This window comes from Tsuneonella dongtanensis, from assembly GCF_001698205.1.
Classification (GTDB): Bacteria; Pseudomonadota; Alphaproteobacteria; order Sphingomonadales; family Sphingomonadaceae; genus Tsuneonella; species Tsuneonella dongtanensis.
On record NZ_CP016591.1, the window covers coordinates 892726 to 910146 of the forward strand.

Sequence of the window (17421 nt, forward strand, 5' to 3'; positions counted from 1 at the left end):
ATGATTGGCGTGTACAGGAAGTATCTTGCGATCGGATCGGCGACGGCGGCACTCGCGCTGGCGGGTTGCGCGACCGTCCCGGCTGCGCCGAGCAGTCAGTTCAGCCTTGGCCGCAACGCCGGCGGTGACCCCTGTTCGGCCTCGTCCAACTGGACCGATCCGAAATTCGGTGAAAGCTATGCCAAGTTCGCCGATACATATTCGGTGAACTGCAGGGGCGCGGCCTCGGGCGCGGTGGCGCGCGTGCGTACGTTCGCCACGGTAGCGGAGCGCGATGCGTTCTCGGCGACTCTTACGTGCGGACCTGTCCGGGCGGTCACCCTTGATGGCTTCGACAGCGCGGTCGCCCGGCGCTGCGTCGACCCCGGTCTCGGCTTCGTGGCGGTGGTGGTCGATGCCAATCGTGGCGGGATGTCGTACCAGATCGCGGCAGCGCCCAACGCAGTGGGAGCCGGTTACCAGGCCGCGCGCATCGTCGCCGGTCTCGATATGCCCGCGGATGCGACCTCCGATCGCCAGCCGATCGACGTCGCCGCGCTCGAAGCGCCGACCGGGAACTTTGCAAGCCTCGACGCATCGGCCGGCAACGAAAGCCTCGATGCGATTCTCGCGCGCGGAACGGCGCTGAATTTCCGCGGCCTGCATGCCGACGCCTCGCGGTTCCTGGCCGCGTCACTGTCCAACCTTTCCGACAGCGAATCGCCGGTGACGCGGGCCGCTCTCCTACTCGAGGCCGGACTGGCGGATTCGAACATCCAGTTCTTCGGCAGCGCGGAAAAGCACTTCGCAGATGCAGGCGCAGCCATCGCCACGCTCGACGCGACCAACCAGCGGGTCCTGAGGCCGAAGCTGCAAAGCTATCTTGGCCTCCACGCGCTCAACCAGCGCGACTTCCAGTCGGCCCGCCGGCTTCTTGCGCCGCTGGTCAACGGTTCCAGCAGCACCGGTGGCGCGCTCTCCGACCCGAACACGCTCGTCCGGCTCAACACGGCGGCTGCCGGCAGCGGCGATGTCCGCTCGGCGATCTCGCTCGGTAACGAGCAGGACAAGCGCGACGCATTCCTCAATACCCAGGCCGCGTGGGCGCTCAGCGTCGCGGAATTGTCGCTCGGCAACGTTGCCGGTGCCGACGCGGCGCTCGACCGGGCGCAGGAACGCTTCGACCAGTTGCGCGATACGCTGCGGGCCGAGCGGACCCGTGATGAAGGGACGATGTGGCTGAGTGCGCGGCTTGCGCGCCAACGGGGCCGGATCGAAGCAGCGCGCGGCGACTACGACGCAGCGTTCCGATCTTTCGACAGCGCGATCGCCGACCTCACTCGCGGTGCCCTCGCCCGGTCTGGCACGGGGACCGAGCCGGCCATCGCCGAATTCCAGCTCGAGCGTGCAGCTCTCGTCGCCAGGGCCGGCCGTCCCCAGGCGGAAGTCGATGCAGCCTACGAGAAGGCTGTCGACGCCCTACTTCTGGCGCGCGACGAAAGCGCCGCGTTCTCGACCAGCGCTCTGCGGCCCTATCTCGACCGACTGGCCGAGCGGATGGAGGCCGGCGACGAGGCGGCGGCAGCACGGTATTTCCAGGCGCTGCAGGTACGCGGCGAGCCAGGTGCCGCGCGCCAGATCAGCCAGCTTCAGACGATCGTAGCAGCCGACGGTGTGACCGGCGGCATGCTGCGCGATCTCGAAGAACTGCAGCGCGAACTGACCGAAACGAGCTTGTTGATCGCCGAGGCGCGCGAAAGCGGCCAGCCGACCGCCGAACTCGACCAGCGCCGCGCTGACGTGCAGGCGCGCTACTTCGATCTCGACGCCAAGATCCAGGCTGATGCCCGGCTCAGCCCGGTTTCCACACGCCCGGCAGACCTTGCCGAGGTGCAGGGCGCCTTGCGCGACAGCGAAGCCTATGTCCGGTTCAACGAGATCGGGGATCGAATCTACGGCGTCCTGATCGAGAAGGGCAAAGCCCACGCGATCCGCCCGCAGCAGGACGTCAACGACGTGCTGCTGGTCAGCAAGCGGCTACGCGATTCGATCGACGGGGGCATCGAATTCGGCCGCGTGCCCGAATTCTCGGTGACCAATGCGGTCGTGCTCTATCGGATTCTTTTCGGCGCCGTGGACCAGGTCCTCAAGTCCAAGTCGGAACTCGTGATCGATGGTGGGCAGGTGCTCGGCGGGCTTTCACCCGCGGTGCTGATCACCGATCCGCAGGGTGCACTTCGGTTCACCCGCCAGGCCGACAAGCTCGACTACACCGGGATCGACTTCCTCGCGAAGCGGATGTCGTCGAGCGTGGCGATCTCGCCGCGCAGTTTCATTTCGTCGCGTACGCTTGCGCCCTCGAAGGCGACCCAGCCGCTGATCGGCTTCGCCTCGCCGGAACCGCTGTCGTCGCTTTCGAGCCCGCAAGGCCTCATCCGGGTGGGGCCGTGCCTGCTCGCGCCAGCCCAGATCGGGGAACTGAGCAACCGCTTCGCACCGATCCCGGCGCGGGAAATCCAGCTCGCTGCCAATGCACTCAATATCGGGACAGCGCCGGTCATCAGCGACGCGGCCTTCACCGACACCGAAATGCTCCGCCGGGGGGCGTCGGACGGCGACCTGTCGAACTACAAGATCCTGCATTTCGCCACGCACGGCCTGACCGAAGGACAGTTCGGTTGTCCGGAAGCACCGGCTGCGCTCCTGACCTCGCTCGGCCAGGGTGGATCGGACATGCTGCTCAGCTTCGACGAGATCGCCAAGCTGCGGCTCGATGCGAATCTCGTGGTGCTGTCCGCGTGCGAAACCGCATCGGCGATTGGCGAACGGGCGCTGCGGCTGTCCGGCGAGGCCCAGCCGGGCGCGACCCTTGAAGGGCTCGTGCGCGCGTTCTTCAGCGCCAACGCCCGCGCGGTGCTCGCGACCTACTGGGAAACGTCGAACCGCGGCGACAGCGAAGTCTTCATGCAGCGCTTCTACGAAAGCGGCCGGACCGCCGACATCGCCACCGCGCTCAACACCGCGCAGCGCGACCTGATGAGCGAGCGCGACAGTTCCCACCCGTTCTTCTGGGGCGGCTTCTTCGTGGTCGGCGATACCAAGAACTCGATGCTCGCCGGGGCGCCGACCCAGGTCGCCGCGGTGACCAAGAGGTAACCCGGCCGTGCCGCCCGCATCCCGGATCGGCGATATGCACACGTGCCCGATGGCGACACCGGGCACGCCGCCGATCCCGCATGTCGGCGGGCCGATCGTGAAGGGGCAGCCCAACGTCATCACGGTGGGCGTTCCGCAAGCCAGGGTATCCGACCAGTGCGTGTGCGTCGGTCCGCCCGACATCATCGTGAAGGGCTCTGCGACGGTTTTGGTCGGGGGATTGCCGGCGGCGCGAATGGGCGACAACACCGCCCACGGCGGGGTCATCGTTGTCGGAGCGCCCACCGTCCTCATCGGTGACGGCTCGAACGGCGGCGGCGGCGGTGGCGGGGGTGGCGCCGGGATGCCCGGCAACGTGCCGTTCTCTCAACCCAACCTGCAGATGAAGACCTTCATCAACGCGCACAAGGAAGCCAAACCCTACTGCGCGGTGTGCAATCAGTGAGTCGCTGGTACGCGGTGGTCGACGGCGCGGCCGACCCGCGGCTCTACGACATCGTCGCGGCCGAACGCGAACACGCCTGCCTCTATTCCGGAGACTACGATACCGAGACCCGCACGGCGCTGCCCTATCTCGTCGCGATAGGAGAAGGCAGCGAACTCGCGCAGCTCTGGCGCACGTATGAGGCCGGCCGCTTCTGGGGCATTCTCATTCGCAGCAGCATGGAATTCGCAGCGCTGCGGCGGCACCTCAGGCATTTCACGACGGCGCGGTTGCCCGATGGGGAGATCGTCCTCTTTCGCTTCTGGGATCCGCGGATTTTCGACGTCTTCGTACAGACCGAGACCGCCGACCAGGTGCAGTCGTTTCTCGCCCCGTTCGAGCTGGTGATCGGCGACACCGGATCGGGTGGGCGCAGGCGCTACGAGTGGCGAAATGGCCTCATGATCGATGGCGCACCGGTCCGGGAGTACGTCCAGGCGTGATTCCTGCACCTCATTCGCGGGCAGCGTCGATCTCGGCTCGGCGCGCGAGGAACATTGTCTTCGCCTCGCCAACCAGCGGTTCGACTTTCGTGGTCTCGAAGGTCATGGGGTCGATCGGCTCCCCGTCGATGCGTACTTCGTAATGCAGGTGAGGCCCGGTCGAACAGCCTGTCGTCCCGACGTAGCCGATCACGTCGCCCTGGTTGACTGTCTGTCCCTGCGTGAGCCCGTCCGCGAAACGGACCATGTGCATGTACCAGGTCTGCATGTTCTCGTTGTGCTGCAGCTTCACCAGGTTGCCGGCGCACCGCGCATTGGGCGCGACCGCCGCAACCGTCGCACTGCCCGATGCATAGATCGGGGTGCCTGTCGGCGCGGCGAAGTCGGTGCCGTTGTGCTTTTTCACGAAGCCCCTGATCGGGTGGACACGGGTGCCGAAGCCCGACGTGAGCCGGGCGCCATCGACCGGCGTGCGCATCAGCCCGCGGGCGGCGCCATTGCCTTGTGCATCGAACCACCGCGGCTCGACTTCGTCCGGCGGCGTGAAGGCGTAATAGGCCCTCTCGCCAACGCCCGTGCCCATTTCCGCATAGACCAGCCGGGGCGGACCGAGCCGGCGACCTTGCGGAGTGACGCGCTCTTCCCAGACGGCGAGGAAACGGTCCCCCTGTTTCACTTCGCGCTGGAAGTCGAAGTCGAACGAGAATGCCTTGGCAAAGGGCGTGATCAGGCTGTCCGGGATGCCGGCTTCGATCGCCGAGGCGTAGAACGTCGCGTGGCGGATCTTCCCTTCCGCCGAACGGATCTTGGTCGATTCGTTGAGGAGGTTTTCCTCGCGGGCATAGCTGCCGTCCGTCTGGCGCGTCAGGCGAACCCCGCTGCCCCCGCTCAGCTCGGCGATGATGGACTTGACCACGCGATCGTCGCCCTTGCCGTCGAGGACGACTTCGACGCGCATCTCCTGATCTTCGACGCCGAGCGCGCCGACCGTTTCGCGCGCGACGCCGACGGCGTCGGCGAGCGGCACGCCCATCTGCTCGAGCGCGAGGGTCAGGTTCTGGAGATTGCGCACGGTGACGATGCGCGGCGGTTCGCCCGCGACCGGCTTCGGAGCCGGCGTGGCGGTTGCGGACCGGGACGGAACTTCGTCGGGGACCGGCAATTCCTCGTTCCCGCCCGACCACAGCCAGGCTCCGCCGCCCAGGGCAGCGACGAGACCCGCCGCGGCGAAGACCGCGGTCGGCAGCCGACGACCGGTTTGCGCTGTCGAGGGCGGATCGCTTTCGGGCGGAGCCGTTTCCCCGGCGCCGGCCCACGTCTTGGGGTCGAACGACGCGGTCTCGCGCGCGGCCGATTTCTCTTCCAGCCAGGTCTTCGGGTCGAAGGATGTGGTGTCGTTATTCATGGGCAGCGCGCCGGAAACCCTTGCAGCGGGAAGGAAAATACCGAACAATCGGTGGCGTCTGCGCGTTTACTTGGCACGCGCCTATGCTTAATTGGCCGCCGAGGGGGCGACAAGGCATGACCGGTCGAAATCGTGTTGCTTGGCGGGAGGGCATGTTCTTGCGCCCGCAGCATTTTCAGGCGCAGGACCGGTACGCCGAAGCGCTGGTTTCGGCGCGCCACGACTGGGCCTTGCCGTATTCGTGGGGATTCTCGGAAATCGAGATCGACTCGGCGCTTGCAGAGCTGGGTCAGGTCGCGCTGCGGACCGCCAAGGGTGTCATGCCCGACGGCACGCCGTTCTCGATCCCCGGCGACCAGCCGCCGCCGCCGCCGCTGGCGATCGGTTCGTCGGTTCGCGATGCGATCGTCTACCTGACCCTGCCTCCGCGGCAGTCGGGTGCGATGGAATTCGATGAAGCCGAGCAGCCTTCGCTCGACGCCCGCTTCAAGGTGATCGAAGCGCAGGTCACCGACAATTTCTCCGAGGAACGCGCGTCGGAAGAGATCGCGCTCGGCGTTCCGAACCTGCGTCTCGGCATGACCGCCGACGAGACCGAGGGACGACTGCTGGTCGGCGTGGCGCGGGTGCGGGAAGTTTCGGGCAAGAAGCTGGTCTTCGATGCCGGCTTCATTCCGCCGACGATCGACATACGCGCGGTGCGGCTGAAGAGCGCGGTGGACGACCTGATCGGACGCGCCGAGCAGATGATCGCCGAACTCGCGCTGCGCGCCGCGGAGACGACCGAGGGCGGCCAGGACACTTACAAGGCGTTCCTGCTGCTCCAGTCGCTCAATCGCTGGACCGCGGTCCTCGGGCACGTCCAGTCGATGCCAGCGATCCACCCGGAAAGGCTGTTCGAAACGCTGCTCGCCATGGCGGGCGAAGTCTCGACGCTGACACGCAAGGAGCGCCGCCCACCGCCGCTACCGACATACGACCACGAGAACCTGCAGGGCTGTTTCGACCCGGTGATCGACCTTCTCCAGTCGTTACTGTCGGGCGAATTCGATCGCTCGGTCGAGCCGCTCGACATCGAGGCGCGCGGGCCCGGACAATACCTTCACGTCATCAAGAACCGCACTTTGCTCAAGCAAAGCTACATCTACCTTGCGGTCGCCGATCCTTCGAAGTCGCTCGAGGAAATTCGCAGTCGCTTCCCCGCGATCTGCAAGATCGGGCCGAACACCAAGATGCGCGAACTCGTCGGATCGTCGCTGCAGGCGGGCATTCCGCTGCGCCACGTGACGACGCCGCCGTCGCAGCTCCACGTCCTGCCGGGCTATGTCTATTTCGAGCTCGATCGCGGGGCGGAAGACTGGGCGCAGGTCTACAATGCGCCTGCGATGGGTTTGTTCGTTGCCGACGAGTGGCCTCAGCTCAAGCTTGAGCTGTGGGCGGTGAAGCAGAAGAAGTCATGAGCTCGGACGACCGCAACAAGACCGTGTTCCGGCCCTCGCCGCTTCGCGGGGGCGGGACTCCGCCGCCACCACCGCCACCTCCGCCGGGCGGCGGCGGATGGGGCGCTCCTCCGCCTCCCTCGAACGATCCGTTCCTCGGCGCGCCGCCTCCGCAGTCTGCGGGCCGCGACCCGTTCGGCGCACCGCTCGGCGGGCCCGAACCGGCTCCCGCTACTGCCCAGGGGATGACTAGCCCCGCGCAGTTCGTCGACGACGTTCCGCAGCCGCGCGCTGCGCGAGACGATCGCAACCCGCTGGTGGCTCATGCCGCCCCGGTCCTCGCGATGGCGGCAGCCATCCAGTCGGGCCGCTGGCAGGTGCCGATGCAGGAATTTCACGCGCGGGCGACCGACGCGATCCGCAAATTCGAAGCCGCGATCGAGCCGCTCTATCCCGAAGGAGTGCGGCAACGCGCGAAATACGCCGTCTGCGCGACGATCGACGACGTCATGCAGAACCTGCCCGGCATGGCCGGAGGGGGCGCGCAGTGGGCGCAGCGGAACATGGTCGTGACCTTCTTCCGCGAGAATATCGGCGGCGACCGGTTCTGGGAATTCGTGCAGGAAATGCTGCGCGATCCGGCGCGCAACCGCGACCTGATCGAGCTGTTCCACGCGTGCCTTGCCGCCGGGTTTGAGGGCCGCACGCGCACCATGCCCGACGGCTTCAGCAAGAAACGCGAAGTGATGACCAACCTCGTCGGCGCGCTCGAACACTTGCGCTCGATGTCGCAGCACGAGATCGTGCATCACTGGAAAGGCGAGGTGGCGCCGCGCAACCCAGGCAACTTCTGGGGCCTGGTCGCGCTCGTCGGCGCCATCGCAGCGGGCATCTGCTTCCTGATCTACCTGATCTTCTTCGTCATCCTCTTCACCACCAGCAGTGATGTCGAGGAGCGGGTAGCCGGCCTCTTCCCGGGCGAGCCGCTGGCGCTCAACCGCTCGGCCGCCGCGTTCACCCCGCCGCCCTCCGATACCGAGGCGCGGCTGCGCCAGTTCCTGGCACCCGAGATCCAGCAGGGTCTGGTCGAGGTTGAAGGAAATCGTGTCCGCACAACCGTCGGAACGCTGTTCGAGCCGGCCTCGAACGAGCTCGTTTCGGGTCGCGAATCGATCTTCGAGCGCATCGGCAAGGCAACCGAACTCGAAAAGGGCACGATCACCGTGGAAGGCCACGCCGATTCCGACCGCATCGCCACGATCGAGTATCCGAGCAACATCGCCCTGAGCGAGGCGCGGGCGCGAACCGTCGCAGACATCATCCGCACCCAGCTCAGCGACAAGTCGCGGGTCAAGGCGGTCGGTCTCGGCGATACGGTGCCGCTGGCATCGAATGACAACGCCGCGGGCAAGGCGCGCAATCGGCGGGTCGAGGTCGTCCTCGACCACGGGCTCTGAGGGGGCGCACGATGAAGCGGTTCTTCACGAGCTGGTGGACCATCTCAATCGGCACGACCGTGCTGCTCATTTTGCTTTTCGCGGTCGGCTTGCCGCTTTTCATCACGGCGCTGAAGCCGCTGTGGGTGCGGCTGACGATCGTGACGATTTTCATCGCCCTGTGGGCGCTGATTTTCTACCTCCGCCGCCGCAAGGCAAAGCGTGCCGAGGCCGCGCTCGCCGCGGAGCTCGCGGGCGGCGATCGCGCGGGCGAAGAGGCCGGAGCCGTCGAGAGCCGCATGCGCGAGGCGATCGAAAAGCTGCGCAGCGCCAGCGGCAAGAAGCGCAATTACCTCTATTCCCGCCCCTGGTACGTGATCATCGGACCGCCGGGCGCGGGCAAGACGACCGCGCTCATCAATTCGGGACTGCGCTTCCCGTTCTCCGATCAGACGCTGGGCGGCAGCGGCGGCACGCGCAACCTCGACTTCCTGTTTGCCGACGAGGCCGTGCTGGTCGACACCGCCGGCCGCTACACCACGCAGGACAGCGACAGCGAAGTCGACCGCAGCGGCTGGACCAGCCTGCTCCGCCTGCTCCGCCGGCACCGGCCGTTCGAGCCCATCAATGGCGTCTTTGTCGCGATGCCGATCGACGAGCTGCAAAAGGGCGATGTCCGCGCAATCGATCGCCACGCCGCGATCGTGCGCCACCGCCTTCATGAAATTCGCCAGGAACTGCAGACCGAACTGCCGGTCTACCTGGTCCTCACCAAGTCCGATCTTCTCGCCGGTTTCACCGATTATTTCGGAGATCTCGACGTCGACGGGCGCCGCGCGGTCTTCGGCCACACGTTCGACTGGAAGGCCGAGCGACTGTCCTCGACCGATGTGACCAGCGCGTTCGACCACATGGTCAACGACGTCCAGTCGCGCCATCCCAAGCGTCTGCATGAAGAACAGGACATCCGCCGCCGCGGGTTGATCCTCGGCTTCCCGAGCCAGCTTCATGCGGTTCGCGCTCCCTTGCACCGCTTCATCGAAGGCGCTTTCCTCAACGAGGATCGGCCGAGCGGCCGCCTGCGCGGGTTCTATCTCACGTCGGGCATGCAGGACGGCGGCGCGATCGACCGCATTCTCGAGGGCGTCTCGCAGTCGTTCGGTGGACAGGCAGGCCCTGCGAACTCGCAGGAGGGCCGCGCGTTCTTCCTCAACCGGCTGCTGCAGGACGTCGCCTTTGCCGAGGCAGGGCTGCCGGTCGCGGACGCGGCCGCAGTGCGCAAGCGCAAGTCGCAGATGACCATGGCGCTCGCCGGGATCGCGGGCGTGGCGACGCTGCTTCTGCTGGCCTGGGTCGTGAGCTTCATTTCCAATCGCGGTTTCCAGGCCGAAACGAACGTTGCTGCGCGCGAAGTGGCCGAGGAAATGGACGCCACGCAGGTCGACCTCGTGCGGGTGTCCGAAAGCGACATTCCCCTCGATCAACTGGTCCCCCTGCTCAACCAGTTGCGCAATTTGCCGGAAGGCTATGCGGCGGGCCTGGCGGGCGGACCATCGCTCACACGCCGGTTCGGACTTTTCCAGTCCGGCCTGAGCCGCCAGAACGAGGAAGCCTACCGCATTGCGCTGAGGCGGATCCTGCTTCCCCGGATCGTGCTCCGGCTGGAGCAGCAGATGCAATCGCGCATGGCCGATCCGGTCGCGCTCTACGAGCCGCTGAAGGTCTATCTCATGCTGGGCGGAGCCGCTCCGCAAGGACGAATCGACGGCAAGATTGTGCGCAATTACGTCCAGCGCGACTGGGCCAACGAACAGTTTGCAGGGGGTGAACTGGCTCCGATCCGCAAGGACCTGGCCCTTCATCTCAAGGCGCTCACCGAGGACGAGAACATCTCGGCGGCATGGCCGGGCCGCCGTGCGCCGCTCGACGCGAACCTCGTCTCCGCGGCCCGCGCGAGCATCGGTCAGATGAGCCTGGCCCAGCGCGCTTATGCGATCATGCTGCAGAAGGCCGCGAACCCCGCGGGCGACTGGCAGATGAGCGCCGTTCTCCGCGAAGCGGATGCCCGCGCCTTCGCCAACCCCGACGTGGTGATGAACCAGTCGGTACCGTATTTCTTCACCAAGGCGGGTTTCACCAAGAGCTATGCGATGCGCCTCGCGACCGTCGAGCGCGACCTCAAGGGCGAGCTCTGGGTGCTCGGCGAGGATGCCGCCAAGGACAGTCTCCGTCAGGAGATGAGCGGCCTCAAGTCTGGCGTCTCGGCGGCCTACGCAGCCGATTACATCGCCCAGTGGGAGCGGGTCGTCGCTTCGCTGAAGCCGGCCAACTTCTTTTCCGACCAGCAGGCCTACAGCGCATTTGCCAAGACGCCCTCTCCGCTCAAGACGGTGCTCAGTGCGGTCCGTGCGAATACGACTTTCGGGGGAGGGGCATCGGGCAAGGCCGGGCAACTCGCCCGTCAGCGGCTCGAGCAGAACCGCTACATCCGGACTGCCGGACAGATCGCCGGGGCATCCGGCGCGGGAGGCGGCGGTGCCTCGGCCGACGCCCAGATCGCCGCGCACTTTGCCGACCTCAACGCTTGGGTGGGTGACGGCAAGGCTGCGGGGCCGATCGACCAGTTCATCGACCAGGTGCGCGAATCGTTCAAGCAGGTGCTCGTTGCGCAAAGTGCCGGAGCCGGGGGCGACAGCGGCGCAGCACTTGCTCAGGCCATGGCACCCCTTCAGCAGAGCGCGCTGCAGGTTCCCGACATGGTCCAGTCCTTCGCGCAGGACGTTGCAAAGGGCGGAAGCGCCGCGCAGGTCGGCGCTTTGCAGGGCGAAACCGCGGTGGCCTGGCAGGACACGGTCCTGCCCGCTTGCCAGCAGGCGATCGACGGCAAGTATCCGTTCGACAACGCTTCGCTGGAGGATGCCGGCCTGGCGCAAGTCCGCGAAACTCTGGGGCCGGGCGGGATGTTGATGACGTTCGTGAATCAGCGCCTCGGGCAGTATCTTGACCGCGGAGACGAATACTGGCGCTGGCGCGACGACGACCCGATTGCCAGCGGTTTCAGTCCGGTATCGCCGGCGAACTTCCAGAAGGCCGCCGTGCTGCAGGAAGCATTTTCCGAGGGGCTGCCGCTCGAATTCGAACTCGTGTCCATCGGCAGCAAGGTGAGCCGGGTGGAACTATCCACCGGCGGCGTGACCTTGCGTTTCGGTGCAAACGACGACGAGCCGAAGCAGATTGCCTGGCAGCTCGGTGGCGGACTTGTGCGATCTTCGGAGATGAAGATTTACAGCGCCGCTGAGGGAAACGGCGAGGAAGTGATCTGGCGCCATAGCAAGGAAGGGCCGTGGTCGCTCTTTCGGGTGCTCGACCGTGCCGACAAGCGCAACAAGGGAGAGGGGCAGATCGAAGCGACGTTCAATCCGGGCGCGGCGAAGGCGGTCTTCCGCATTTCCTTCCCTCCCTCGCAGAACCCGTTCAGCGGCGGTGGCCTTTGGTCGATGAAATGCCCGCAGACGCTCTAGGAGTCGGTGAGATCGAGCCGCCGGCCTTCTACGGCAAGCTTCCCGGCCACGGCGATTTCGTGGGGCGCGGCCTGACCGCGGGTCAGGAGAAGGCGATCGATCGGTGGCTGGCTGCGTGGATGGGGCGCGCCAGGGCGGAGTGGGCAGACGATTTCGACGCACGCTACCGCGAAGCACAGCCCTGGCTGTTCGGAGGAGAGCGGCTTGCGGCGATCGCGATCCCGAGCTCGGACCGGGTCGGGCGCCTGTTTCCCTTGCTCGCGGCAGTCGGTGCGAACGTCCCGCTCCAGCAGCTTTACGATACGATCGTCGAAGCAATTGCGGAGGGATGGGACGGCGACCGCCTTTTGACGGCTCTTTGCGGCTTGGGCGACGACACCGTTTCACAAGACCCCTCTGGCTGGTTCGTCCCCGACGAGTTGCAGCCGGCCATGCCGTATCCATTGGATGGAAGCGCCGAGGTAACGGTTGGAGCCCTGCTCGCATGACCGACTATCGACTTGTCTCCGCCGGCCTCAGCGACCCCGGTCTGAAACGCGAGCGGAATGAAGATTCGGTGCACGTCGACGACGAGCAGTGCTTCTTCCTCGTGGCCGACGGAATGGGCGGTCACGAGAACGGGGCGCTCGCTTCGCAGACCGCGGTGCAGGGATTCAGGGCGCTTCGCCTCCCCGACGACTTCGAGGAGGCCATTCGCGCCGCCGCCCTTCGGATGCACGAGGTAAACGACCGGCTCGTCCGGATGCGGGAAGAAACGAATGTCTCGCAAATGGGCACGACCGCCGTTGCCTTGCTCGTCCGTGGTCATCGCTTTGCAGTCGTGTGGGTGGGTGACAGCCGCGCCTACATCTTGCGGCGGGGGGGCTTGTTCCAGTTGAGTACCGACCATACGCACGTGCAGGATCTGGTGGATCAGGGTATCCTGTCTTCATTCGAGGCCAAGGACCATCCGATGGGGCACGTACTGACCCGGGCCCTGGGAGTGCAAGAGACCGTGCAGGTCGACATCGTGGAGGATACGATCGAGCCCGGAGACCGATTCCTGCTTTGTAGCGACGGGCTTTCCGGTCCGGTTCCCGAGGACGTGATCCGAGAGCTCGTTGCCGAGGGCGCTCCTGAATACGCGGTGGGCATGCTGATCAAGGCGGCGCACGCCAACGGCGCGCCGGACAACGTGACGGCGATCGTCGTCGAGGCTCGGGACCTCGCATGAGCGACGACGACAAGAAGGATGACGACCGCACCGTTTTCCAGCCACCACCCGGTAACGAGGGCGGGAGCGATCCGTTCGGGCTGCCGCGGGATGGCGCGGGCCCGTCCGCGCCTCCTCCCGAGCAGGCCCCTTACTCCGCTCCGGCCAACCCCGTCCCACCGTTCCCAGGGAGCGTCAGCGAAGGTCCGCCTGCGCCGGCTGGAGGCGGGTTTCCGCCGGTACCGCCTGCGCAATCGCCCGATCCGTTTGCGCCGATAACCCCGCCGCCCCAGCCCGCGATGCCTTCGGCACCTGCCGGGCAGATCGCGGTCGGCGATGTCCTGAGCGGGATTTACCGGATCACGCGCTTCATCGCCCGCGGGGGAATGGGCGAAGTCTATGAAGGCGTAAACATCCACTCGGCGGGAGAACGGGTGGCGATCAAGGTCATCCTTTCAAACCTGGCCTCCGACGAACTCGTCATGGCGATGTTTGCGAAGGAGGCGGCGACGCTGACCCGCCTTCATCACGAAGCCATCGTGCCGTACCGGCTTGCAGCGCGAGATGCGTACGGCCGGCCCTTCATCGTAACCGAGTACGTCGACGGACCTAGCCTCGAGGAGCGTCTCGGCCAGCTCCGCCTGACCGACGACCAGTTCGGCGCGCTGACCCGGCGGCTTGCCCGCGGTCTCGGCGCCGCGCACTGGCTGGGCGCAATTCACCGCGACATCGCGCCCGACAACATCCTGCTTGTTGATGGTGACCCCGAACAGCCGAAGATCATCGATTTCGGCATTGCGCGGGATGCGCGCGAGCAGACCAAGACGATCGTCGGAGACGGGTTCGCCGGTAAGCTCAAGTACGTCGCCCCTGAGCAATTGGGCGAGTACGGCCGGAACATCGGGCCGTGGACCGATCTCTACAGTCTCGCCCTCACGCTTCTTGCAGTCGCCAGCGGGCGGCACACCGATATGGGCGGATCGATCGCCGATGCGGTGCGCAAGCGCATGTCGGTGCCCGATCTCTCGGCCATTCCGGCGCGCTATCGCCAGGCCTTCGAGCGGGCGTTGCAACCTGACCCCGCCTTGCGGCCCCAGACGATGAGCGATTTCATCGCCCTGCTTCACGAAGCGGAGGGTCGCGAAGGCACCGGCTTCCTCCCGATCGAAGATCGCCCCCGCACGCAGCGACCGACCGCCATTCCCGAAAAGCAGAATGCCGCGCGATTGAGCCCGCTCTCGAGATTGCCGGGTGGGAAGTGGGCCGCGATCGGGGCGATCGGTGCTCTCGTATTGCTGCTGGGGGTCGTCGGGATAGTCCTGGCCACCTCCAGTGAAGAAGACGAACCCCTGCGTCGCGCTGATCAATCCGGGCAAGACGATGGAGCCTCTTCCGGCTCGCTCGAGCCAGGTTCGCAGGCTTTCGCAGTACTGGCCGCCTCGCTCGCGCAGTCTCCGCCGTGCTCCTGGCTTACTTTCGACGGGGCCGATTCCACCACGGCCCGCTTCGTTGGCGGGGCGGGCAATCCGGCTGCTGCGCAATCGACGATACTTGACGGGCTCGCCGGCAAGGGCGCGGGCAACGTATCGCTCGACATGGCCGATGCGATCGGTTTCGAACCTGCGCTTTGCGGTGCGATTGATGCCTTTCGGGAATTCCGAGCGCCGGAGGATCTCGTTTCTTCGCCGCAACGGAGCTACGAGGCCGAGCAACAGGCCATCCCGCTCACCAGCGGCGGCAGTCTCGGGCCGGGCATGTACGCCAAGCCGCTCATCCGGGTGAACGGCCTACGCGCGGGCGAAGAGGTCGTCCTCCTCCAGATCATGAACGGCAAGATTTCGCCGCTGTTTGCCAGCAGGTCGGAGGGAGAGGAAATCGTCGGGCTGCTTGCGGGCACTGCGACTGCTGACGGATTCGAAATGCCGTTTCCCGCCGAGTTCGACGGGCCCACGAGGGAAAGTTATGGTATCGCGGTAATCGTGGGCCAGGGCCCGTTCCCGCCGGCTCTTTTCGGCAATCCCAACCTCGACGAGGCGACCCCTATCGATTCTTCGTGGCCCGATCGGTTTCGTTCGGAAGCGCGCACCAGGGGGTGGCGCACCGACATATTCTGGTTTTCGGTAACCGACGAGACCCCGGGCTGACGTTCAATTCCCGCGCGCGGCGTCTTCGTAAGCCTGGCGAAATTCCTTGGAGAATATGTCGAGAAACGCTTCGGCCGAACCCTCGGCTACGCCGCTGAACTGCTTCTCATAAGCGCGCCACAGTGCGGCTTCGCGCTGACCCGGTACAATCTTCTCAAGAACTCCTGCTTCGCCCGCGCGCGCCTTGATCGCGGTCGGCGAGAACCGTTGTAGTGTCGCGCGAAGCGCCCCCTGCATGGCCCGCAAGGTCGCAATCTGGTGAGCCTGGAGGTCGCGATAGGAATCTTCGATCGCGCTGTCGGCCTCCATGTAACCCTGCATCGCGGGGTTCATCATCATCTGAAGGGCCTGTTCCACGTTGCGCGCGAACTTGAGCGGATTGTTGCCTTCGAAGCGAAGCTGCGTTGCGCTCGCGCCCATCTCGTCCTTGGCGCGTGCGCGTGCCTCCAGCAGGATCATCAATCCGGCGAGCAGGCGCCGGAGCATCCGGCCCGCGCGAGCCGCCGCGACCTCGGGGCTTTCGGTCAGGCTGGTCGATGAAATGCCGAGCGCGGCGATCAGTTCGCGATAGGCAGCTTCGGGTAGCGCATGGGCCGGCTGCTGAGGCGGCGCCGCGCCTGGATGGGCGACGGATGGCGGTGCGGGCGGCGCTGCGGCGCCGGCCTGTGCGGGCCATGCTTCGTTGGCGGCGGATGGCAGTGGCTGCGCGAGTGCGCGCGTCGCGAGACTGGGCGCCGGAGCAGGGGTTGGCATCGGCGGCGGAGCCGGGGAGGGGGCCGGTGACGCCGGCAGTGCGGATGGTAGCGGAGCGAACGGGTCGCGCTCCGCGGGCGCCTGCTCGCGCGGATTGATCGGGCCGCCGAATGGGTCGGGAGCCGGTGCGCTCGGTGCGCCAAACGGATTGCCTGTCGGAGCTGGCGCTGCTCCCGCGGCAGTGAAGGGATCGCTCGTGGACGGCATAGCTGCCGAAGCGGAATCGCCCGGCACCGCAAAGGGATCGAAGCCCGGCGCGACGTCCCAAGCCGCGCTGGTCCAGTCGACCTTGTGATTGTCCGTCAGCGAATTGAAAATCTGGTCGGCAGAGGGGCCCCCGGCGCCGCCACCGGCACGGTCGGCCCAGGCCGATACGTCTTCCCGTAGCGCTCCGGGCATGTCCCAGCTTGCGGCGGCCGAGGGGGCGAAGGGATCGTGTGCGGCGGCGGCAGGGGGCTGGGACCCACCCGGAAAGTCGTCCCAGTCGCTCCATGCCGGACCGTTCGCAGCCTGCGCGCTTGCAGCGTTCTCGGCATCGAATTGCGCGCGCGCTTCACCGCTCAGGCGGGCCTCGACCTCGAAAGGCCCTAACCGAAACCGTTCGCCATGACGGATCTTGTGCGGTCCGCTCATACGGTCGGGCTCATTGCCCAGGAATGTGCCGTTCGTGCTGACGTCGATCAGCATATAGCTGCCATCCCGAAACTGGATTTCGCAGTGACGGCTCGAGAGAACCCTCGCGTCGTCCGGGAGCGGCCATTCGCAGGTTTGGGCGCGGCCGATGATCGCGCCGCGCTGGTGCAGCACGAGTTCGCGCGGCGAACCGTTCTCGAGTCGGTCCCTATTGGTAATCGTCAGGGTCAGCGTCATGTGCGGGTAAGCGCCTCGCGTCCCTTGATCGCAACCTGGTTGCCGAGGTCGAGTGCCCTCGCGAGAACCCCTTCATCGGCTGGCAAACGTTCCACCGCGGCAGACTGGAGGGCTGCGGCAGCAAGATGAGCCGCAACGGCCGGATTGGCGGTGACGGCTTCCAGATCATCGGGTGCGATCGAGCCTCCCGAAAAAAAGACGGCGAGGCCAAGAAGGGTTTCGGGCCATTCCGGATTGGCGGTCTCGGCGAGCGCGTAAACGGCGCGGCGGTTGATGTCGTCCGGCTCGTCCACCCATCGGCGCGCAGCATCGAGTATCAGCCGGCGCGTGCGGAAGTCGGGATTATCCTCCGACGGGTTGGGCAGGGCAGCTGCGACCCAGGCGATCGCCTCGTGCCGAGGCAGGAACGAGGCCATCACGAGTGCCGCGAGGTCTGCGCGGCCTTCGCTCCGCAGGCTCTCGAAGAAGGCCTGAGGCGCCACGCCGGGGGCAGGCCACGAAGCGGGGTGCAGGCCAGCCTCCTCGGCCACCTGCCTCGCGTCGTTCCAAAGCACGATCGTCCAGTCGCTCATTGCGTCCCTGCCTGCACCGCGGGCAAC

12 protein-coding genes are annotated in these 17421 nt (G+C 66.4%); 9 read left to right on the forward strand and 3 right to left on the reverse strand.

Translation table 11 applies throughout. From position 1 onward, the window contains the following. Genes A6F68_RS04255 through A6F68_RS04265 form a run of 3 tightly spaced genes read left to right on the forward strand, consistent with a single transcriptional unit; the run spans position 1 to position 4062 of the window. Positions 1-3135 carry a CHAT domain-containing protein gene (locus tag A6F68_RS04255; RefSeq protein WP_067676743.1) on the forward strand — a complete coding sequence of 1045 codons (3135 nt, stop codon included), beginning with the start codon at positions 1-3 and terminating at the stop codon, positions 3133-3135. A 49-nt stretch (positions 3136-3184) separates the two neighbouring features. Beyond that, positions 3185-3580: a PAAR domain-containing protein gene (locus A6F68_RS14820; protein ID WP_198152671.1), complete on the forward strand. Its 396-nt coding sequence runs from the start codon at positions 3185-3187 to the stop codon at positions 3578-3580. Further along, positions 3577-4062, forward strand: coding sequence for a DUF4123 domain-containing protein (locus A6F68_RS04265; protein ID WP_198152672.1), 486 nt, complete (start codon positions 3577-3579; stop codon positions 4060-4062). The genes A6F68_RS14820 and A6F68_RS04265 overlap by 4 nt, the downstream gene beginning before the upstream one ends. A 10-nt stretch (positions 4063-4072) precedes the next feature. Here the strand turns inward: A6F68_RS04265 and A6F68_RS04270 are convergent, their stop codons facing one another. After that, positions 4073-5467, reverse strand: coding sequence for a M23 family metallopeptidase (locus A6F68_RS04270; protein WP_067676747.1), 1395 nt, complete (start codon positions 5465-5467; stop codon positions 4073-4075). A gap of 116 nt (positions 5468-5583) precedes the next feature. Here A6F68_RS04270 and tssK point away from each other — a divergent pair, with 116 nt between their 5' ends. Genes tssK through A6F68_RS04300 form a run of 6 tightly spaced genes read left to right on the forward strand, consistent with a single transcriptional unit; the run spans position 5584 to position 15199 of the window. Further along, complete coding sequence (gene tssK / locus A6F68_RS04275) at positions 5584-6927, forward strand: type VI secretion system baseplate subunit TssK (RefSeq protein ID WP_067676749.1); 1344 nt, start codon at positions 5584-5586, stop codon at positions 6925-6927. Further along, positions 6924-8363 (forward strand): type IVB secretion system protein IcmH/DotU, encoded by a 1440-nt coding sequence (gene icmH, locus A6F68_RS04280; RefSeq protein ID WP_067676751.1) that lies wholly within the window; start codon positions 6924-6926, stop codon positions 8361-8363. The genes tssK and icmH overlap by 4 nt, the downstream gene beginning before the upstream one ends. Before the next feature lie 11 nt (positions 8364-8374). Next, positions 8375-11863 (forward strand): type VI secretion system membrane subunit TssM, encoded by a 3489-nt coding sequence (gene tssM, locus A6F68_RS04285; protein WP_067676753.1) that lies wholly within the window; start codon positions 8375-8377, stop codon positions 11861-11863. After that, positions 11845-12351, forward strand: coding sequence for a type VI secretion system-associated protein TagF (tagF, locus tag A6F68_RS04290; RefSeq protein WP_067676755.1), 507 nt, complete (start codon positions 11845-11847; stop codon positions 12349-12351). The genes tssM and tagF overlap by 19 nt, the downstream gene beginning before the upstream one ends. Then, a complete protein-coding gene (locus A6F68_RS04295) occupies positions 12348-13076 on the forward strand; it encodes a PP2C family protein-serine/threonine phosphatase (protein WP_067676757.1) in 729 nt (242 codons plus the stop codon). Before tagF ends, A6F68_RS04295 begins: the two co-directional genes overlap by 4 nt. Next, positions 13073-15199 (forward strand): serine/threonine-protein kinase, encoded by a 2127-nt coding sequence (locus A6F68_RS04300; RefSeq protein ID WP_157096649.1) that lies wholly within the window; start codon positions 13073-13075, stop codon positions 15197-15199. The genes A6F68_RS04295 and A6F68_RS04300 overlap by 4 nt, the downstream gene beginning before the upstream one ends. 3 nt (positions 15200-15202) lie before the next feature. Here the strand turns inward: A6F68_RS04300 and tagH are convergent, their stop codons facing one another. Further along, positions 15203-16822, reverse strand: coding sequence for a type VI secretion system-associated FHA domain protein TagH (tagH, locus tag A6F68_RS04305; protein ID WP_067676761.1), 1620 nt, complete (start codon positions 16820-16822; stop codon positions 15203-15205). Next, entirely contained in the window at positions 16819-17394 is a 576-nt protein-coding gene (locus tag A6F68_RS04310) for a DUF6931 family protein (protein WP_067676764.1), read from the reverse strand. The genes tagH and A6F68_RS04310 overlap by 4 nt, the downstream gene beginning before the upstream one ends. Positions 17395-17421 lie beyond the last annotated feature (27 nt).